15 protein-coding genes are annotated in these 21,155 nt (G+C 44.6%); 13 read left to right on the top strand and 2 right to left on the bottom strand.

All coding sequences use genetic code 11. The features are described 5' to 3' along the window. Positions 1-254 precede the first annotated feature (254 nt). From DWW70_RS06135 to DWW70_RS06100, 8 genes are all read left to right on the top strand, one after another. Positions 255-596, top strand: a complete 342-nt coding sequence (locus DWW70_RS06135) for a DUF4234 domain-containing protein (RefSeq protein ID WP_004852487.1) — start codon at positions 255-257, stop codon at positions 594-596. Positions 597-821: 225 nt separating this feature from the next. After that, entirely contained in the window at positions 822-1,592 is a 771-nt protein-coding gene (locus DWW70_RS15315) for a DUF4234 domain-containing protein (protein WP_117875068.1), read from the top strand. 26 nt (positions 1,593-1,618) lie between these two features. Then, positions 1,619-2,008 carry a DUF2752 domain-containing protein gene (locus tag DWW70_RS06125; RefSeq protein ID WP_015534309.1) on the top strand — a complete coding sequence of 130 codons (390 nt, stop codon included), beginning with the start codon at positions 1,619-1,621 and terminating at the stop codon, positions 2,006-2,008. A gap of 190 nt (positions 2,009-2,198) precedes the next feature. Further along, on the top strand, positions 2,199-4,235 hold the full coding sequence (metG, locus tag DWW70_RS06120) for a methionine--tRNA ligase (protein WP_022217505.1): 2,037 nt from the start codon (positions 2,199-2,201) through the stop codon (positions 4,233-4,235). Between the two features lie 200 nt (positions 4,236-4,435). After that, on the top strand, positions 4,436-4,657 hold the full coding sequence (locus tag DWW70_RS06115; RefSeq protein ID WP_055146187.1) for a hypothetical protein: 222 nt from the start codon (positions 4,436-4,438) through the stop codon (positions 4,655-4,657). Between the two features lie 49 nt (positions 4,658-4,706). Further along, a complete protein-coding gene (gene glmS / locus DWW70_RS06110; protein WP_055146190.1) occupies positions 4,707-6,530 on the top strand; it encodes a glutamine--fructose-6-phosphate transaminase (isomerizing) in 1,824 nt (607 codons plus the stop codon). Positions 6,531-6,582: 52 nt separating this feature from the next. Then, positions 6,583-7,641 (top strand): DUF6382 domain-containing protein, encoded by a 1,059-nt coding sequence (locus tag DWW70_RS06105; RefSeq protein ID WP_015534306.1) that lies wholly within the window; start codon positions 6,583-6,585, stop codon positions 7,639-7,641. 151 nt (positions 7,642-7,792) lie between these two features. Continuing rightward, positions 7,793-11,773, top strand: a complete 3,981-nt coding sequence (locus DWW70_RS06100) for a hypothetical protein (RefSeq protein WP_117875070.1) — start codon at positions 7,793-7,795, stop codon at positions 11,771-11,773. Positions 11,774-11,884: 111 nt separating this feature from the next. Here the strand turns inward: DWW70_RS06100 and DWW70_RS06095 are convergent, their stop codons facing one another. Beyond that, positions 11,885-12,640, bottom strand: coding sequence for a hypothetical protein (locus DWW70_RS06095; protein WP_117875071.1), 756 nt, complete (start codon positions 12,638-12,640; stop codon positions 11,885-11,887). 161 nt (positions 12,641-12,801) lie between these two features. Here DWW70_RS06095 and DWW70_RS06090 point away from each other — a divergent pair, with 161 nt between their 5' ends. The 5 genes from DWW70_RS06090 (at position 12,802) to DWW70_RS06070 (ending at position 20,465) form a co-directional block, all read left to right on the top strand. Further along, positions 12,802-13,695, top strand: a complete 894-nt coding sequence (locus tag DWW70_RS06090) for a hypothetical protein (protein WP_015534304.1) — start codon at positions 12,802-12,804, stop codon at positions 13,693-13,695. Between the two features lie 145 nt (positions 13,696-13,840). Then, entirely contained in the window at positions 13,841-16,348 is a 2,508-nt protein-coding gene (locus DWW70_RS06085; RefSeq protein ID WP_117875073.1) for a PAS domain-containing protein, read from the top strand. Positions 16,349-16,362: 14 nt separating this feature from the next. Next, positions 16,363-17,355: a rod shape-determining protein gene (locus tag DWW70_RS06080; protein WP_015534302.1), complete on the top strand. Its 993-nt coding sequence runs from the start codon at positions 16,363-16,365 to the stop codon at positions 17,353-17,355. Positions 17,356-17,394: 39 nt separating this feature from the next. After that, complete coding sequence (gene recD2 / locus DWW70_RS06075; protein ID WP_118649464.1) at positions 17,395-19,737, top strand: SF1B family DNA helicase RecD2; 2,343 nt, start codon at positions 17,395-17,397, stop codon at positions 19,735-19,737. Continuing rightward, positions 19,734-20,465 carry a ComF family protein gene (locus DWW70_RS06070; protein ID WP_118649463.1) on the top strand — a complete coding sequence of 244 codons (732 nt, stop codon included), beginning with the start codon at positions 19,734-19,736 and terminating at the stop codon, positions 20,463-20,465. Before recD2 ends, DWW70_RS06070 begins: the two co-directional genes overlap by 4 nt. Here DWW70_RS06070 and DWW70_RS06065 read toward each other — a convergent pair. Further along, the gene (locus DWW70_RS06065) at positions 20,462-21,121 is read right to left on the bottom strand and encodes a YesL family protein (protein ID WP_055222447.1); all 660 of its coding nucleotides are present in this window, start codon (positions 21,119-21,121) and stop codon (positions 20,462-20,464) included. The two genes, DWW70_RS06070 and DWW70_RS06065, sit on opposite strands and share 4 nt — an antisense overlap. Positions 21,122-21,155 lie beyond the last annotated feature (34 nt).

Below are 21,155 nucleotides of genomic sequence, written 5' to 3'. Positions count from 1 at the left end.
CGGGTGTTGAGATATGTCTGTCTGAAATTTTATTATATAGCACATGGTTTCAAAAGTAAAACAGTTTACGACATCACATAAATTATGAATGTAAATATTTGAAGATTTATGCCTGATTATAAAAAAATATAGATAATAAAGCAAAAAACAGCTTAATTTTTTGATTTTTATTGACAAAGATGTATATATATGGTTTTATATATTTTATAAAATTTTTATAAAAAATTTATAATTAAATCAAGGGAGGACATTTTATGATCAAACAGAGGAACATTGCTTTGTGCATAGTATTTTCAATCATTACATTTGGAATTTATGCACTGTATTGGTTCGTTTGCCTTACAAACGATGCTAATCAGGAATCCGGACAGACAGATGCAACAAGCGGTGGGGTAGCATTGTTGCTTACTATCGTTACATGTAATATCTATGGATGGTTCTGGGCATACAAGATGGGCGAGAAGATTGATGCAATAAAGACAAAGAATGGTCAGTCAGCAGGAAATTCAAGCATACTTTTCCTTCTGCTCCAGTTATGTGGACTTGGAATTGTATCATATGCTATTATGCAGGATACCATCAATAAAAATGCGTAATGAATCAAATTGCATACAAATATACATTGAAAAATGTATAGATGCAGTTGCGTACAGACAAAATGTATGAGAAAATAGTCCCGTAGACTGAGTTGTGTCTGCGGGGCTATTCTGTTATTTTTATTGCAGTTATGCAGTGGTTTACATATGAGTGGAATAATTGCAGTCATACACAAGTCCTACATAATTCAATTAAGGATTTAAGTTTAAGGAGGATTATCAATTATGATCAAACAGAGGAATATTGGAATATGTATTCTGCTTTCAATTGTGACATGCGGAATATATGGATTGTATTGGTTTGTTGTGCTAACAGACGATATCAATCAGGAGTCAGGAGAGACAGATGCAACAAGTGGTGGAATGTCGCTTTTGCTCACTATCGTTACATGTAACATCTATGGATGGTTCTGGGCATATAAGATGGGCGAGAAAGTTGATATCATAAAGAATAAGAACGGTGTACCATCAAGCAACTCAGGCATCTTATACGTCCTTCTTCAGGTATTTGGACTTGGAATTATTGCATATGCGCTTATGCAGGACACTGCAAACAAATATGCAGAGGCTATACCTCAGATGAATACAGGATATGGTCAGCAGACCTACAGTCAGCAGCCATATGGTCAGCAGGGATATGATCAGAATGCATACAACCAGCAGGGATATGGTCAGAATACATACAATCAGCAGGGATATGGTCAGCAGCCATACAGCCAGCAGGGATATGATCAGAACGCATATAACCAGCAGGCATACGGACAGCAGCCATATGGTCAGCAGGGATATGACCAGAATGCATATAACCAGAATGCATATAACCAGCAGGCATACGGACAGCAGCCATACAGCCAGCAGGGATATGATCAGAATGCATACAATCAGCAGGGATATGGTCAGCAGGCCGGTTTAGACCAGAATACATTTGGCCAGCAGTCAGATCAGAATATTAACACATCAGCAGATGCTTCAGGCAGTGATAACAGCCAGCAGTAGTCGGCGGAGACAAAGAAATACAGAGCATGGATCAGATACAGAAATCAAGAAGAAATGCGATAATTAAAAGGGATGCCATCCTCGTGGGGATAGGCATCCTCTATTATATATTCATAAGAGTGACAGGACTTGCCATACCATGTATATTCAGAAAGATAACCGGATTTTTATGCCCAGGATGCGGGATAACACGGGCTATCCTTGCGGCCGTAAGGCTGGATCTTGCAAAGGCATTTGCTTATAATCAATTTATGTTTATAGCTCTTCCGGCGTTGGCATACATAATTGTAAAAAACGATTATGTATTCGTAAGATATGGAAACAGAAAGTTATCGCGATTTGACAATATACTTATATTTATATGTATTGCCGGGGCGGTGATGTTTGCCGTTCTCAGGAATGTGATGCGCTTTTGAGAGAGAGACGATGACAAGTTTATTGGCAGTGTTATAGAATGACCATCGTAACAGACTTATTTAATATCCCATCTTCTTGACAATAAATAATAAAAAGGCATATAATTTACAATTACCGAGGAGTTTTTCGGTAAAGTTGCACAAGCATTTCATTTGTGCTTGTAGTATTTTTTCAGGGAGGGTTTTTGAAATGGCAAAAAAACCGTATTATATTACAACCGCCATTGCATATGCATCAGGTAAACCTCATATAGGCAACACCTACGAGATCGTGTTGGCTGACAGCATTGCAAGGTACAAGAGATTCGCAGGTTATGATGTAAGATTCATGACAGGAACAGATGAGCATGGACAGAAGATCGAGAACAAGGCTTTTGAGAACATGCAGACCCCAAAGGAATTCGTTGATGAGACATCAGGTGAGATCAAGAGAATATGGGATCTCATGAATACTTCATATGACAAGTTTATCCGTACAACAGATGATTACCATGAGAAGCAGGTACAGAAGATATTTAAGAAGCTGTACGATCAGGGTGATATATATAAGGGACATTATGTAGGAAAATACTGTACACCATGTGAGTCGTTCTTCACAGATGGACAGCTCATAGATGGCAAGTGTCCGGACTGTGGAAGACCTGTTCAGGAGGCCAAGGAGGAGGCATACTTCTTCAAGATGAGCAAGTATCAGGACAAGCTCATGAAGCATATAGAGCAGCATCCTGAGTTTATACAGCCTGAGTCAAGACGTAACGAGATGGTTAACAACTTCCTTAAGCCGGGACTTCAGGACCTGTGTGTATCAAGAACATCATTCAAGTGGGGAATCCCAGTGGACTTTGATCCAAAGCACGTTGTATATGTGTGGGTTGACGCACTTTCAAACTACATAACTGGACTTGGATATGACGTAGATGGAAAGAGCGATGAGAAGTTTTATAAATACTGGCCGGCAGATCTTCACTTGATCGGCAAGGATATCCTGAGATTCCATACCATTTACTGGCCTATCATGCTGATGGCACTCGGACTTCCGCTTCCAAAGCAGGTATTCGGTCATCCTTGGCTCCTCCAGAGTGATGGCAAGATGAGTAAGTCGAAGGGCAACGTAATGTACGCTGACGATATGGTCAATATATTTGGCGTGGATGCTGTCAGATTCTTTGTTCTTCACGAGATGCCATTTGAGAATGATGGAGTTATCTCATGGGAGCTCATGGTTGAGAGACTCAACTCAGAGCTTGCAAATACACTTGGAAATCTGGTCAATAGAACCATATCGATGTCAAACAAGTATTTCGGTGGCATTGTGACAAATACCAACGTCACAGAGCCTGTCGATGAGGATCTTAAGAAGGTCGTTATGGACTGCAGATACAAGGTTGCAGAGTGCATGGATAAGCTCAAGGTTGCAGATGCGATCACAGAGATATTTGCACTGTTCAAGAGATGCAACAAGTACATAGATGAGACAATGCCTTGGGCACTCGCAAAGGAGGAGGACAAGAAGGACAGACTGAACACAGTTCTGTACAACCTTGTCGAGAGCATCGTTATAGGTGCAACACTCCTTGAGCCATATATGCCTGAGACAACTGAGAAGATCATGGCACAGCTCAATACCGAGAAGAGAAAGGTCACAGAGCTTGGAAAGTTTGGTCTGTACAAGTCAGGAACAAAGGTAACAGAGCAGCCTGAGATCCTATTCGCACGTCTTGACGTGAAGGAAGTTATGGCTAAGGTTGCCGAGTTCGCTCCAGTGGAGAAGGAGTCCATGTACGAGCAGGCCAAGAAGCAGAAGGAAGAGAAGGAGAATTCTGCTGAGACCAAGAAGATCAAGATAGCTGAGGCGAAGGTCCAGGCACTCAAGGCCAATCCTGATGTAGTTGACAAGCAGGAGATAAGCATTGAGGAGTTCCAGAAGATGCAGCTCATGATCGGCGAGATTGTTGCATGTGAGGAGGTTCCTAATTCAAGAAAGCTTCTCTGCTCACAGGTAAGCTTTGGCAAGAACAATGTAAAGCAGATAGTATCAGGAATCAAGGGTACATACTCAGCAGAGGATATGGTAGGTAAGAAGGTTGTGGCTATAGTAAATCTTAAGCCATGTAAGCTTGCCGGAGTCGTATCAGAGGGTATGCTTCTGTGCGCAGAGGATCCTGAGGGCAATCTGTCACTCCTGACCACCGAGAAGGACTTCCCAGGTGGATGCTTTATAAGCTAAGATATAAAATAGTGGATATAATGAGGGAAGCATCACAGGCCGGGCACACGGCCGGGATCCGTGGTGTTTCCCTGTTTTTATTTATAAAGCTGAAGTAAATTTTATGTTACAAAGATTATACGCAGAGGCCTTTCTGCATTGATTTATTAGATGTTTCATGATAGAATTTTGTTAGGTGCACGGACAGGAGGAGTGTGCCTTTGGAAAGATTTAGAAATCTTAGCGCCATGACCCCTGGGCTTTGGCTTTCAGGGATAACGAGGTTGAAGGTTATCGAATATTCGGCGGATGCCTTCACGCAGAGTCTGGATGCGCACATGATATCCAAATATGGGGGTAACTCCAAAACAAAGAATCATGACCAGACACCCATAGCTGTTATGTATGGTGGTTTCACCTTTTTTAAGTGCGCCATATTATAATATTATCAGTATACAGCGTGGTTATAAGCCGAAAGGAGATTAATTTAATATGTGTGGAATCATAGGATATGTAGGAAAGAAACCAGCCAAGGACATTCTTATTGACGGACTGGCAAAGCTCGAGTACAGGGGATATGACAGTGCGGGAATAGCACTGCTTAATGATGATGATACACTGACGATCAAGAAGAAAGCCGGCAGAGTGGAAGACCTCAGGGAGATGTGCAGCGACGACAGTCCTGTGTACAGATCAACCTGTGGAATAGGCCATACGAGATGGGCTACTCACGGCGGAGTTACGGATGTGAATGCACATCCACATAGGTGCGGAGATGTGGCACTTATACATAATGGAATTATAGAGAACTATAACGACATTGTGAGAGAATACGGACTGGCCGACAGGTTGGTATCCGAGACGGACACAGAGGTAGTAGCAGCACTTCTGGACACACTGTACGATGGCAATCCCATCGAGACTATCAGAAAGGCTGTTAAGGCTATAGCCGGTTCATTTGCACTCTGCATTATGTTTGCAGACAGACCGGGCAAGATATACGCAGTGAGAAATGTAAGTCCGATGATCGCTTCATACACAGATGAGGGATCGATCATTGCATCAGACCTCACAGCGATAATATCATTTTCAAAGGAATACTTTGTTGTGCCGGAGTATCATATACTGACACTCTCAAGCACAGGCATCAGAGTAGAAGACATGAAGGGGAACATGGTAGAGCCGGAGATGCTCAAGATAACATGGGACATAACGGCAGCTCAGAAGGGTGGATATCCGCACTTTATGCTGAAGGAGATCTATGAGCAGCCAGAGGCACTGAGAAACACGATAACTCCTCGTATAGTGAATGAGCTTCCTGATTTCACTGAGGACGGCATCGATGATGAGGTGTTTAAGAATCTTGAGAACATCACAGTGGTTGCATGCGGAACAGCTATGCACGCCGGAATAGTCGGCAAGGCCATGATTGAGAAGGAGTTAAAGATTCCTGTTAATGTTGAGATAGCATCAGAATTCAGATACAAGGAACCACTCATAAATGAAAAGACTCTCGTAATAGTTACATCACAGTCAGGAGAGACTATTGACACACTCGAGGCACTCAGACTTGCCAAGAGATGTGGATCAAAGGTTCTGTCCATAGTCAATGTAAAGGGATCGACCATCGCCAGAGAGAGCGATTACGTCCTTTATACACATGCCGGTCCTGAGATCGCAGTTGCAAGTACCAAGGCATATTCGGTACAGATGGCTGCAATGTATCTCATTGGATGCAGACTTGGCTATGTCAAGGGTATATACTCTGAGGACAGGGCAAAGGCATTCATCAGACAGCTTCAGGGCGTTATCCCGGTGATAGAGGAGACACTCAAGCAGGCAGATGAAGTAAAGACAGTTGCAAACTATATAAAGATGGCTCCGGATGCATTCTTCATAGGAAGAGGACTGGATTATACACTGTCACTGGAAGGTGCACTGAAGCTGAAAGAGATTTCTTATGTTCACGCTGAGGCTTATGCGGCAGGGGAGTTAAAACATGGAACGATAGCACTCATAACTGAGAACGTTCCGGTCATAGCTTTGGCTACACAGGAATCTGTATACGGAAAGATGATTTCCAATATACGCGAGGTTAAGGCAAGAGGCGCATACGTCATTCTTGTCAGCATGGATGAAGAGTACAATGATAAAGATGTATGTGACAAACACATATCCATACCAAAGCAGGATGGATTGTTCACGGTATTTTCGGCTGCTGTCATCCTGCAGCTTATAGCGTATTACACGTCCGATGCAAAGGGGTTGGACGTAGATAAGCCACGTAATCTGGCAAAGTCAGTTACAGTAGAATAATTGACTCCGGGACTTACATGGATATCGTGCGATAAATATCGGAGGGTTTTATATGAGTGATAAGATGTATTTGTGTGATGAGTACAAATTGTACTTTAAGATTGAAGACGATGTAGAGGTTCTTCACAATGAGGTAGAGCTGTACAATGCTCAGTTTGTGGGCAATAATGCGTTCTGCCATGAGGAATATATAGATGGTCAGAGAGCTCTGACATATTCTATTCCAGCCATGACTACCATGAATCAGTTCCTTGAGAAGAAGATACACAAGGATGAGCTGGTTGATCTGATATTCAGTATTGCAGATCAGCTCATGTATCTCAAGGCGAATGATCTGTCCATTGGAAAGGTTATACTGAATAAGGGATATATGTATATAGACTTCCAGAATATGGCTGTTCAGCTCATATTCCTGCCTATAGATAAGCCTATGGACAGATGTAATATGGAGAAGTTTATAAGGGATCTTATGGGCAATATGAAGTTTGCGAATAAGAAGGCATCCGATGCCGGATATGAGCTTATCAAATACTTTGATCACAATCCTACATTTTATCTGTCAGAATTTTATAAGTTTATAACAGACCTGAAGAATGACAATATAGCACATCCTGAGGATGAGCAGGAGCTTATGAAGTCAGCGGGAGTCAGCCCGGTCAATGTGGCTAAGGTAGAGGTTCCTGAGACTCCTCATGTTACAACTTCTTCATTCAAGCTTGCAAAGGAAGTTAAGGATTTCTCATCAAATGATATTGGATTTGATGACAACGATGACGGTTCGACAACAGTTCTCACAGCCAACAACCGTGGCAAGAGCGGCCCTGTCATCATAAGAACCAGAACAGGTGAGAGGATAAGGATCGACAAGCCGATATTCTGTATCGGTAAGTCTACACAGGGAGTTGACTATCAGGTAACTGACAACAATTCAGTCAGTCGCCGCCATGCTTACATTATCAATGTCAACGGCGTGTACTATCTGAGAGATAACAAGTCGACCAACCACACTTACCTTGGTGGCAAGATCATAAGCAGCGGAACGGATATGATGCTCATAGATGGTATCAGATTCAAGCTTGCGAACGAGGAGTTCACCTTCAAGGAGAAATAAAATAGTATATTATACTGGATAAGGAGACTTGTTTATTATTATAATGAGTCTCCTTATTTTATAATAAATCCCCTGCATGGGCGCGCCGGAGTACATGTGGGTAAAGGGGTAATATAAATAGAATGTGAAAAAAGGGGGAGTATCAAAGATTATGAAAAGAAAAGGAAGCTTATCGGGAAGGACACTGTGTAAAAAAGCAGCAACAGTGGTAATGTGTGCAGTGCTGATGCTGACGGCAGGTATTCAGACGACAGGTATTCAGACTGTTAAGGCCAGTACCCTTGACCAGCAGATAGAAGAGGCTCAGAGTGAGTTGGAACAGGTGAAGAAAGATCAGAGTGAAGTGATGACCGTATATGATCAGGGCTCTATAGGTTTTGTAGACTGGATGCTTGCGAAAAGCAACCTGACAACAAAACAGAAATATGATCTGAATCGGGCCAAGGCTGTCCTGCAGGAGGCATGTGAGGAAGATTTCTCCAAGTGGGCGGGAGGAAATAATACAGGTCTTCCGGAATCGAGAAATAACAAGGTTGTTGTTACCGGAGATAAGAAAGACGCCATATCGCTTGAAAACACAAAGGCGACATTTGCGGTATTGAATAAAATTAATTCGTTAAGGGACACAGACGAAAACTATGTCGGGGCAATGAAGAGGAATGCGGCTAAGACTAATTTCTATTTCATGGCGGTGGCACAGTCAGGCGCGGACAGAGGTGCAGGACTCACAAATCATTCACTTCTTCAGGTGTCATGTGAGAATCTGGCGTTTGGATATACTGATCCGGCGGCAGGATGGAACAGTGAGAAGGCATCTTTTAACAAGATAAGGGATGAGCTGGGATATTCATCCATAACTTCGCAGAGTCAGCTTACAGCTGTTGAACAAAAGGCGGATTCGGAGGGAGTCACGGTTGGACATTATACCAATATGTTCTGGGCAGCAGATCAGGTGATGGGAGTCGGATTCACACTCTATGGCAGGTATGGCAATACTTCATGCTTCAATGCAAGCAAGCTTTCAAACTATACTAGCCAATATGAGGTGTACACAATAGCTGAATTTGAGAAGCTGTTTGATGAATATTATGAGACTGTAGATCCGGAGAAGTGGCAGAAAAAGGTGGATGCAGCGCAGGCCAAGCTGGATAAGCTGCTTGGACAGCGGTATGATGCATGCACGGAGCATGTGTATGGTGAAGGTGTGAAAAAAGAGGCCACATGTACAGAGACAGGTGGAACAGTATACACATGCGCTAAATGTGGCTACAAAAAGATAGAGGATGAGGTTCCGGCTCTTGGGCATAGCTTTACAGATGGCGTATGTACGAGATGTAAAGTAACAGGACCAAAGACGATGTACGTGTACTGGAGATTATCGGAAACTGCTTCATCAGCCACATATGATCAGGAGTTCGAAGTAGGAAAGGATATAGAGACATACATATCTTTCTCGACGGCATCAGATAGCAAATCCGATGACAAATTCGTGTTTGATATAGCAGACCCGTCTATTATTTCGTATACCCCTTCGTCTAACTATGCTGGAACATTCCATATGAATAAGATAGGTGAGACGACGGTTACTGTATATCCGGTCGTGAATCCGGATATGAAGAGGGTAATCACTGTGTCGGTAACAGATGTGGGTGGTCATGACTATGTAATAAGTCAGGCAGAACCGGGATCTGGAGAGACAGAAAAAATTTGTTCAAAGTGCGGGACGACAAAAACGGTGACAATCCCGACGGCAATAACACGTACTGTATGGTGGAGTGATAGTAATGGATATTACAAGCCTGCTGATGTGGAAGTAGGTGATGAGATCAATCTGGAAGTAGATTATGCACCAACGAAGGTCGACAACTCTGAGTTTATAGTTACATCATCGGATGAAGGTATTGTAAAAGTGAGTGATCCGGAATCTTCTTATAGAAGATATGATGCTAAGCTTACGGCGGTCGGAACAGGTGATGTAACCATAAGAATAGTTCATAAATATGACAGCTCAATTTGTCAGGAATACACGTTCAATGTGGCAGATCAGGGGGGACATGAGTATGTCATATCAGAGGCAGATGAGGGTGAAAGCCAGACAGTAGAGACGTGTTCAAAGTGCGGATATGAGAAGATCGTGTCACTTCCTACCAGTATCAGATATGTGTATTGGCAGGAGAAGGACAGCGATAACAGGACTACTTCACCAAGTGAGTATGAAATTGGAGCGGAACTGAGTATAAATATAATGGATTGGCCAACGAGAGCGGACATACATGAGTATGCGGTTACATCGTCGGATGAGACTGTTGTAAAGGTGAATGAAGTGTCTAGGACTGCGGCATCACTTTCGGCAATCGGCAACGGCGTTGTAACGATTACGGTTGCCAGTAAATATAATCCGTGGGTGAAGGCTGAGTATGAACTTGATATAACAGAGATAGGCGGACATTCATACACTGCGGAAATAGTAAATGATGAAACTCTTGCACAGGCTGCGACCTGTACAACTGCTGCGAAATATTATTATTCCTGTGATAACTGTGGAAGAGTGAATCGCAAAAAGACATTTACACATGGGGATAGCCTGAGACATGATTACGCCCCAAAGTATGAGTGGTCAGCAAATGGCAACACTTGCAAGCTGGTTCTCACCTGTACCAGAGATTCGAGTCATGTGATCAGTGAACCGATGACTGTAACAAGCAAGATAACGCAGGCATCCTGCGAGAACGATGGTGCAAAGGTGTGTACAGCAAAATGCACGCTGAATGGCAAGAGTTATCAGAGTACCAAGAAGATAGCCATTGGTGCATTGGGACATAGATGGGATTCAGGCGTGGTTAAGAAAAAAGCTTTGTGTGCAGCAGAAGGTCTGATCAGATACACATGTGAGCGATGCCAAAAGACAAAGGATGAGAAGACAGAGCCACTCGGACATACCCAGGGAAAGGCTGTGTATGAGAATGTAAATCTGGCTACATGTCAGGCTGAAGGCAGCCGAGACAAGGTTATATACTGCACCGTGTGCAAGGCAGAACTCAGCAGGACTACTGAGATTCTTCCAAAGACAGACCATGATAGAACGCTTGTAGGAGAGAAGAAAGCTACCTGTATGGGCGGCGGATATACAGGAGATGTTGTCTGCAGCATGTGTGGTGAGATTTTTGAAACCGGTACAGCAACAGACCCAGTCGATCACAGCTACACAGCAAAGAAAACAACTGCACGATATCTGAAGAAGGCAGCAGATTATGATTCTCCGGCAGAGTATTACTATGCATGTGTATACTGTGGAGAAAAGGGTGAGACTAGCTATGCGTATGGCTCAAAGCTCACGCGTAAGAGCATATCGTCAGCAAAGGTTACACTTAACAAGACAGAATATACATATGATGGTAATTCGAAGAAGCCGGCTGTAACAGTAAAGCTTGGCGACAAAACGCTGGAGAAGGATACAGATTATACGGTTTCATACAATAAGAACAAAGCAGCCGGAACAGCAGAGGCTGTAATTATAGGCGCTGGCACATATCAGGGACAGAAGACGATCAATTTTACGATCAAAAAGGCGCCGAACAGCATAACGCTGAAAAAGCGCAGCTACAGAATAGAGATGTCAACCAGCTCGAAGAGAATATCTATTTCACAGAGCGTGAGCGCACGTGCCGGAAAGCTCAGCTACAGCTCGGATAAAAAAGCTGTAAAGGTAGACTCTGCTGGAACAATAACGATCGCAGCCCGGTATATAGGCAAGGCAAACATCACCGTATATGCTGGAGATTCGAATCATGTGAAGGTGAAGAAGATAATACCTGTTACTGTCAGCCCGAAGATACCAGGTATAAGCCAGATAAAGAGCCCATCGGCTGCGTCTGTAAGATTAAAGTGGGGAAAGATAAGCTGCGCAGATGGCTATCAGATCCAGTATTCAACAACATCAAACTTTAAAAAGGGTACATATGCATTCACGGTGTTAAGCGGTGGAAGCAAGACGACTGCGAGTCTTGGAGCAAAGCAGCGGATTAAAGGCGGAAAAACATATTATGTAAGGGTTAGAAGCTTTTCGAACAAGTTTGGCACAAGATGCTACTCAGCATGGAGCAAGACAAAGTCAGTCAGGGTGAGAAAGTAGCCGGAGATAACATATATATAAAGCTCAGCCTGTGTGATGGATTCAGTAGAAATCACACAGGCTGAGCTTTTCTTAATGTATATTCTTAAGACACATTCTTAATGCATATAGTTACTCGGCGGTCTCGCCACCCGAGGAGATATCGCCTTCGTCTGAACTGTCCTCGCTTGAGCTGTCAGAGCTGTCAGAGCCTGAGCTCTGCTGGGAACCCTCTATTGCAAGCATGGATGCATCAACCTGGGACAGCCCCGCCGGGTCAACACAGTAATAGTCGCCGTCATCGGTTATCTTCACAGAGACCACAACAGGACTGCGGTAATCCATGTCTGCGGCTTTATTCTGAAGGATATCCGACACGCCCTGGGCAAATTCTTTCTCGTAATCTTCCTTTGTGGTGTTGTTGAAATCGCCGGCGCTGATCTTCTTGTTATAGTCGTCGATATATGCGAACACATCGTCAAATGCCTGATTGAGAATGTCCATAGGATACACGGTCACGTCCACATAGTAGTCGCTTCCGCTCTTATAGGCTCTTGACACCTCGTATTTGGCCTTAGAGTAGATGACCTTTGCGGTCTCGTCAAATATAGCATCCACCTCGTCTGTCTCTGCGTTGTTCAGTGAGTAATGATTGATGAGCTGGCCGGCCAGATAATCTATGCTGTCGCTGTACATGGCTGAGGCGTCCTCCTCGGAGCCGTCGTTGTCCTTCACGTATCCGTCAAAGCTTCCTTTGTAGTTGACGTCGAGAATGTTCTGCATGTATGTCTGATAGGTGGTCTTCTTGCGGTGAAGACAGCCTGTGAGTGATGTCATCACGAGGGTTGCCGCGAGACCTAATATGACAAGTTTTGAATGGTGTTTCATCTATATGATCCTCCGTAAAATTTAAATTCAATGAGCAGTTACAATATAGCATAAAAAAAGTGGTTTGTAATCATAAAAGGTAAAAATACTTTGCTTACAGAATTATGTGTGCTATAATTACGGAGTATCTACAATAGGATTAGTTTTTCGGAGGTAAGGTCATGGCAAAACAGGTAGAAGATGTTGTAACTGACGATAGAGTAGAATCACTGAAGACAGTGAAGTTTGGTGGATATGATAAGGCATCCGTTGATTACTATATTGATGAACTTAAGGAAAAGCACAATAAAGAAGTAGAGGAGCTTAAGGCGAACGTCAACAAGCTCAGCGAGGCTGTTCTGAGTCTCAAGACCATGAGAGAGGTCAATATGACAGAGTCTTCCAAGACCATAGAGACTCTCAAGAAGACCAATTCAGAGCAGGAGAGCGAGATAGAGTCACTCAAGGAGCAGATCAATGCATACAAGCAGAGAGAGCTTGAGAATGCAGGAAGATACGAGTCAATATCAAGAACACTTCTTGAGGCCCGTGAGAGCGCAGACGCACTGATCGCACAGACTGAGAAGGAGTGCACAGACAAGAAGAATACTATAACTGCAGAGCTCGAGGCATACGAGACAGATGTCAAGGAGAGATGCACAAAGCTCCAGACAGATACAGAGATACAGTGCCAGCAGATGTATGATCAGACCGAGGCAAAGTGCAACAGCATGAAGGATGAGGCATACTCAGAGGCAGAGAAGACAAGAAATAAATCTCACGCAGATGCAGAGGCTCTGTCGGCAAAGACAGATTACGAGTGCAAGGTTATGAGAGAGGAAGCTCAGAAGGATGCTGCCAATACAAGAAATGCAGCCACAGATGATGCAACCAGACTTCGCAACAATGTGAAGAAGGAGTGCGAGAGCGTAAGCAGATATATGTCAGATCTTCTGTCATCACTGGACAATGTTATTTCTGCATGTGCTTCAACAAAGGATGTTGCCGACAAGGCATTTACCGGACTGAAGAGCGAGGCAACTGCTATGGTTAGTGATGCTGAGGATGCACAGTAGTAATATATGATATATGGTAACATGAAACTTTTCTATGTGATGGGACATAGGAAAGTTTTATGTGCATTAAGGGGTAAATAATATACGGGGTGTATAATAATGGGATAAAACTGCACTTGTGCAGTGGATATATGGAGAGATATTTATGGAGATAAACAGACTTAGTGGTTATTCAGATTTTCTGGGAATAGTTGAATATCCTGCGGTTGTGTTCTGCGAGGATGGTGAAGTCCTCAGCATAAACAATGCCGCAGTTAAGATCGTGGGTTCGGATGTTGAATCCATTGCCATGGAGCCGGATAAGTTTATGGTCAGCGATGAGTTCTGGCCGACACTTGACGACAAGAAGGCTATCATATGGCACAGACTTGGACTTATAGTTAACGACAAGGACAGATATGTAGTCAGTGGATTTGTCAACCAGTTTGAATATGGTGACAAGAAGGCGTATATGGTATTGTTTGAGCTTCGATCAGACGTTACGATAGGAAGCGTGAGTCTTGAGAGGATCATAAACCATATAGGCGTTATAGCTCTGTATCTGTATAAGCCGGAGGGTGTATGGAGAACGAGATACGTATCTAAGAACATATCTGAGTATGGATATACAGATGGCAATTTCTACAGTGGGCTGGTGGGACTCAGCGACCTGCTCCCTAAGAGTGATTATGACCTTCTGATCGGACAGCTCTACAAGGTTCAGAATACCGGAGTGGATGATTTTGAGATGGAGACTAGGATCGTATCAGCTCACAGAGATATAAATAAGATGAGACTTAAGTGTCACATCGTGAGAACCACAGATGGCGACATGGATGGAATAGAGCTCCTGTTCATAAAGGACAAGGAGACCGGATACAATGAGGATCAGGCGGCGTATATATTATCTGCCATGTCTAAGATCAAGAGCTTTGTCATGGTACAGCAGTACGAGAATGGCAGACCGATCTTCAAGTATATAACCCCGAACGCCAAGCAGATGGGAATAAATGTGGATGCCATCAAGCTTGGTGACAGACTCATAGAGGATTATATTCATCCGAAGGACAGAAGCAGGGTTATGGCGAATGTCAGAAACGCCACGAAGCGCGAGGACAAGGACTACGAGGAAGAGTTCAGGATAGTCAACGACAGAGGCGAGGTTATTTGGGTGAAGTCCCAGAGCTCTGTGACACAGGCGGCTGATAACACATACACGGTTGAGTATTTTATATCTGATATTACGGACAAGAAGGCTCTTGAGAACAGTGTTGAGCGCGCTAAGAAGGAGTTCGATGACAAGCTCTCATACATTATGAAGACAAATACCCAGTCGGATGAGGAAAGGAATCAGATAGATACCGAGAAGTGGACTCTGATAACGAAGGCGTTCTCTGCACTCACAGGACTTTATACAACTATCATAGATCCTGTGGGCAAGAAGATGGTTGAGCCGGCCGGCCCTCAGAAGCATATGGGTTATTTCTATGATATGTTTGAGAAGCCTCAGTATAAGCAGATATATATGAAGTTAAATGAGGTAGTTCTCAGGAACAATGTTCCGGTTATGATGGAAATGGACGATGACATCACGGGAAGTATGATCTGTGGTGCACCGATCATGATAGATGGCAAGCATGTGGCAACATGGATATGCTGCTCATATGATGACGAGGATGCGAAGAAAATGGAGAGCGTATACAAGGTGCAGTGGCAGCTTGGACGCATTTTCTCCGAATACGCATTCAGCTCTCAGATCCTGGCAAAGGAGGCGATCCGTGCCAAGTCAGAGGAGGTCATAATGGAGAACAAGCTGCAGTGGCAGAAGATTCTGCTTGATGCCCTGAACACTTCAGATAAGAGCTCCCAGCAGGTTATCAATGACGTGATAGCACAGGTGGGCGAGGTCTTAAATGCTGACGTGGCAGCCCTGTATGTGAAGGACAAGCAGGGAGATCTGGATTGCCAGTATATCTGGTCCAAGAATCAGAGCATGTCTGCGGAGGAGTATGTGACAGAGTGGCAGCGCGCCAACATGAAGTTCAGATCATGGCAGAATGGTCAGGGCTCGGGCAAGCTGGTGGACAAGGGATACCTTGTGATAGATGCAAAGCATATGGATGAAGCAGCTAAGAAGATCATGTCAGGGGGGCCTGTTAAGAGCTTTACCGCAGTTCCTGTGTATGTCAATGGCAATTATGGAGCGGTATTTGTGTTGGCGAATACCTCTATCAACAAATTGTGGACCACAGAGGAGATTGAATTTGTAAAGCAGACAGGTGATGTACTCAGAAGTGCCATTGAGAAGATAGAGAGCGATGACAGCGTTAAACGCATAAACAGTGTTCTCCTCGATACATATAACTATATTGATGAGGGTATATTTATTAGAGAAGTTGATACTGGAAGAGTGCTGTTCTCGAACAGGACTCTGAACGATATGCTTGGATATGATTTTACAGACAAGGACAGTAAGCTCCTTATAGAGAATCTCAGAGATAAGTACAAGCTCATGGGAGGTCCGGATCAGCATCTGGCTACGGACAGCAAGGAGGTCCACTGGAGAAGCTATATAAGAAGTCTCGACAAGATCATGGATTTGACTGAAGTTAGCATGAAATGGCTTGACGGCAGCAATGCATCTCTTGTAATATTAAGGGACGTGAACGAATAGAAGGGAGACTTGTGATGGCAAGCGCAGATATTGGTATAGATTTAGGTACAGCCAGTATACTGGTGTATGTGAAAGGCAAAGGAGTCGTACTCAAGGAGCCTTCAGTAGTTGCATACGACAGGGATACTAATAAGATAGTGGCTATTGGTGAAGAGGCGAGACTTATGCTTGGAAGAACTCCGGGTAATATAGTGGCCATCAGACCTCTCAGGCAGGGCGTAATCTCTGATTATACGATAACAGAGAAGATGCTCAAGTATTTCATACAGAAGGCTGTCGGAAGGAGTTATTTTGGAAGACGACCTAGGATCAGCGTATGTGTACCTTCTCAGGTTACAGAGGTTGAGAAGAAGGCAGTTGAGGATGCAACTTATGCGGCCGGTGCCAGGGATGTGTCCATAATTGAGGAGCCTGTGGCAGCAGCCATTGGCGCAGGAATAGATATATACAGACCATGTGGTAACATGATAGTTGATATAGGTGGTGGAACTGCCGATATAGCAGTCATCTCTCTCGGAGGTCCTGTTGTCAGTGCATCCATTAAGGTGGCCGGAGATGATTTTGATGAGGCAGTTGTCAGATTCATGAGAAAGAAGCATAACCTTCTCATAGGAGAGAGAACCGCCGAGGAGATCAAGATCAAGATAGGTACATGTTACAGAAGACCTGAGAATATAACGTTGGATATACGAGGCAGAAACCTTGTAACCGGTCTTCCGAAGACTGTTACGGTCACATCGGATGAGACGGAGGAGGCACTTCGTGAGCCTGCGTCCCAGATATGTGAAGCTGTTCATTCAGTTCTGGAGAGAACTCCTCCTGAGCTTGCTGCTGATATTGCAGATCGTGGTATAGTTCTGACTGGTGGTGGTGCGCTGCTCCACGGACTTGAGGAGCTGCTTGAGGAGAAGACAGGAATAACCACCATGACAGCGGAGGATCCACTCAGAGCGGTGGCCATTGGTACAGGAAAGTACATCGAGCTTCTCAGCGAGAAGAACAATTAAGACAGGAGCTGAGGACTCAGTCTTCAGAGGAGAGAAAACTTGGTAAGAGAAGGTTACGTAGAGAAAGTTATATATAAGAATGAAGACAATGGGTACGCCGTCTTCGCCGTTGAGGGCGAGGACGGCGAAGATATTTTTGTGGGGAATCTTCACGGCGTTGCAGAGGGGATCTATGTATCGGCGGAGGGGGATTATGTAGAGCATCCAACTTATGATTTGCAGTTCAAATTCACCTCATGTGAGATCAAGATGCCGGATGATGTGCTCAGTATTGAGAAGTACCTCGGTTCGGGCATCATAAAGGGTGTCGGAGAGGCTCTGGCAAAACGTATAGTGAAGAAGTTTCGCATGGACTCACTCAGGATAATCGAGGAAGAGCCGGAGCGCCTTGCGGAGATACGTGGAATATCAGAGAGGAAGGCCAGAGACATTGCCGTGTCATACAACGAGAAGAAAGAGATGCAGGATGCGCTCATGTTCCTGACCGGTCTCAATATCCCGGTGAACCTCGCTGTAAAGATCTACAATGAATACGGTGACGAAGTGTACGACATAGTGAGGACAAATCCCTATAAGATAGCAGAGGATATAACGGGCGTTGGATTCAGGACAGCGGACGAGATTGCGGACAGACTTGGTATCGGAAGAGATTCGGATTTCAGGGTAAGAGCCGCTATTATGTATGCCCTATCCGGTGCAAATGGACTTGGCCATATGTATATTCCCCAGAAGATGCTGGTAGACAAGACATATTCATTGCTGATGAATGAGTACATGCCATATGATCCGGAGCTTGAGATGTCTATATGCAATCAGATACTTGAGCTCAGCGTTGCCGGCAAGATAATCATAAAGGAGTTGAAGGACGATCCAGATTCAGGGGAGCTCCCAGATGTGAGCCTTGATGATCCGGTGGCTGACATAGACATGGATTTGCTGGATACGGAGTCAGAGTCAAACGTGACAAATGCCGTGTATGCAGCACCTAATTATTATATGGAGCTCAATTCGGCAAGACTTCTGTGTGAGCTCAACATAGATTTCTCAAAGGCAAAGCTCAAGATAGACAAGGTTGTTGAGACGGTAGAAAAGTCAGAGAATATGAAGCTGGCTGATGCCCAGAGACTTGCCATAAGAAATGCCGTGGATCACGGCGTTGCGGTCATAACCGGAGGCCCCGGAACCGGAAAGACAACGATCATAAATGTACTTATCAAGATATACGAGAGCTTCAGGATGAAGATAGTTCTCGCTGCGCCTACAGGACGTGCAGCCAAGAGGATAACAGAGGCCACAGGATACGGAGCACAGACCATACACAGAATGCTCGAGCTTACGGGTGGAGTGGAAGGAGAAGAGACTTCTGCGTATACATTTATGCGGAATGAGAGCAATCCACTTGAGGCCGATGTTATCATAATAGATGAGATGTCCATGGTTGACAGCAGCATTTTCTACAGTCTGCTCAAGGCTGTGGCTCCGGGCACAAGACTTGTGCTTGTGGGTGATTCGGATCAGCTTCCGTCAGTTGGCCCGGGAAATGTGCTCAAGGATATCATAGCGTCCGGTGTGTTCAGCGTGTCGGTGCTGGACAGGATATACAGACAGGGCGAGGACAGCGATATCATAGGCAATGCCCACAGGATAAAGGATGGAGAGCATGTGGAGATCAAGAACAAGAGCAGGGATTTCTTCTTTGTTCCAAGGAATGGCTATAATGAGATCGTGGCAGAGCTCAAGGTGCTTCTGACAAATCAGCTTCCATCATATTTTGGTGTGGATAAATCGGATATACAGGTGCTGACACCTATGCGTAAGTATGATATGGGTGTTGAGAACCTCAACAAGCAGCTTCAGGATGTCCTCAATCCGGAGGGACACGGAAAGCCCGAGCATGACCGGGGCGATGTGGTGTTCAGACAGGGCGATAAGGTCATGCAGGTCAAGAACAATTACAAGCAGGAGTGGAAGATACTGGATCCGTCGGGCAGATTTGCCAAGGAGGAAGGAGTCGGAGTGTTCAACGGCGATATTGGATTTGTAAAGGCTGTTGACGACTACGAGCAGAGGATCGTGGTGGAATTTGACGATGGAAGACAGACTGAGTATCCATACAACCAGCTTGAGGAGCTTGAGCATGCATTTGCGATAACCATACATAAGTCGCAGGGAAGTGAGTATCCCGTGGTTGTGATCCCGCTTCTCAGATGCCCACCTAAGCTTTTGAACAGAAACCTGCTGTACACGGCGGTGACGAGAGCCAGAAGAAGCGTGGTCATAGTGGGCAATATAGGACTGGTAAATACGATGATAGACAATGAGGATGAACAGAAGAGATACACCTCATTTGCACTGAGACTCAGGGAGATGGAGAGAAGATGAAACGATGCGCAGATAAGTTCGGGTTCGGACGACTGCTCACGGATCTCCTGTATCCCCGCCGGTGTGCGATATGTGACGAGGTGCTTCCGATGGGAGAAGGGCTGATATGCAGAGGGCATAACAGCCTTCCCTATGTGAAGACTCCGTCATGTATGGTGTGCGGCAAGGAGGTCGACAGTGAAGAGCGGGAGCTCTGTCTGGACTGTGAAAAACATTCAAGAAATTTCGAAAAAGGTTTCCCTGTATTTAATTACGTGGAACCCGTCAAAGCCAGTGTTCTGGCGATAAAATACCATAACAAAAAAGAATATTGTGATTTCTACGGAGCTCAGATGGCGGAGAAGGTGCGCCCGTATGTCAGAAGGTATGGAATAGATGCGGTCACCAGTGTACCTTTGCACAGGAGAAAGCAGAGACAGCGCGGCTACAATCAAGCGGCTGTACTGGCGAAGGTTGTCGCTGATGAACTGGGGCTTCAATTCTGTGAGGATATGCTGGTGAGAAGAAAGTACACCACACCGCAGAAGAAATTGGACAACCTGGAGAGGGCAAACAACATAAAGACATCCATGGACATAGGCAGAGTGTACCCGGAGTACAGAAATATCCTGCTTGTGGATGACATATATACAACCGGTGTCACCATAGACGTGTGCGCCGGCCTTATGAAGAAAGCCGGCGCACGCCATGTATATTATTCATCTGTATGTGTTGGCAAGGGGTGTTAGTCCTCGTCTGTATCGTCAACTATATGGAAGTCCTCGTCGCTCTTCTCTTCCTCCTCCGGCATGTACTCGTTGAAGATGTGTACAAATACCAGTGAGCACAGATAAGCGTGAAGTCCTGCGACACATATGAGCATAAGACCGAGCACGGTGGAGCTGAAATAGCATCCCGCTGCGATCGCTGCCGTTATCGCAACCATGAGAAGTGTCCATGGAAGATTCTTGATGGACATGAGGAATGCGTTCTTGATGGTCGCTTTGACTGTGTTCTCAAACTGCGCCTGAAGTGGGAATACATACAGGACAGTGAACAGGTAGATAAGTGACATGATGGTGAATATGACCAGCATACTCTTGATGTTCCTGCTCACGGCGAACCACATGTCAAATGCACACAGGACACCGGCAAGCAGAGCCAGAACTCCTATCCCTGTAGCCTGTTTGAAATTCTCCCTGAAGCTCTTGAAGAACAGCTTGACCACGCCGCCCTGACCGTTTCTGATGCATTTCATGGTGGTGTAGTAGAGTGCTGTGGTCGATGCACCTATCGTGAGGATTGGCAAGGAAGTCAGCAGCCACAGAAAATGCAATATTACTATATCGCACACTATGGTTAGAAAATACATGATAGGATTATCTGTCGATAATGATCTGTTCAAAATAAAATACCTCTCTTTCTTTATCCAAAAAATA

Origin of the sequence: Coprococcus sp. AF16-5, assembly GCF_003479365.1 — a bacterium.
Lineage (GTDB): Bacteria > Bacillota > Clostridia > Lachnospirales > Lachnospiraceae > Coprococcus > Coprococcus aceti.
Note: the sequence above shows the minus strand (reverse complement) of the source record. Positions and strands in the feature narration are given on the sequence as shown.

Excerpts from the sequence above, each read along its gene's own strand:
- DWW70_RS06135 (WP_004852487.1), top strand. The coding sequence starts at position 255 with ATGATCAAACAGAGGAACATTGCTTTGTGCATAGTATTTTCAATCATT.
- DWW70_RS15315 (WP_117875068.1), top strand. The coding sequence starts at position 822 with ATGATCAAACAGAGGAATATTGGAATATGTATTCTGCTTTCAATTGTG.
- DWW70_RS06125 (WP_015534309.1), top strand. The coding sequence starts at position 1,619 with ATGGATCAGATACAGAAATCAAGAAGAAATGCGATAATTAAAAGGGAT.
- metG (WP_022217505.1), top strand. The coding sequence starts at position 2,199 with ATGGCAAAAAAACCGTATTATATTACAACCGCCATTGCATATGCATCA.
- glmS (WP_055146190.1), top strand. The coding sequence starts at position 4,707 with ATGTGTGGAATCATAGGATATGTAGGAAAGAAACCAGCCAAGGACATT.
- DWW70_RS06105 (WP_015534306.1), top strand. The coding sequence starts at position 6,583 with ATGAGTGATAAGATGTATTTGTGTGATGAGTACAAATTGTACTTTAAG.
- DWW70_RS06100 (WP_117875070.1), top strand. The coding sequence starts at position 7,793 with ATGAAAAGAAAAGGAAGCTTATCGGGAAGGACACTGTGTAAAAAAGCA.
- DWW70_RS06095 (WP_117875071.1), bottom strand. The coding sequence starts at position 12,640 with ATGAAACACCATTCAAAACTTGTCATATTAGGTCTCGCGGCAACCCTC.
- DWW70_RS06090 (WP_015534304.1), top strand. The coding sequence starts at position 12,802 with ATGGCAAAACAGGTAGAAGATGTTGTAACTGACGATAGAGTAGAATCA.
- DWW70_RS06085 (WP_117875073.1), top strand. The coding sequence starts at position 13,841 with ATGGAGATAAACAGACTTAGTGGTTATTCAGATTTTCTGGGAATAGTT.
- DWW70_RS06080 (WP_015534302.1), top strand. The coding sequence starts at position 16,363 with ATGGCAAGCGCAGATATTGGTATAGATTTAGGTACAGCCAGTATACTG.
- DWW70_RS06070 (WP_118649463.1), top strand. The coding sequence starts at position 19,734 with ATGAAACGATGCGCAGATAAGTTCGGGTTCGGACGACTGCTCACGGAT.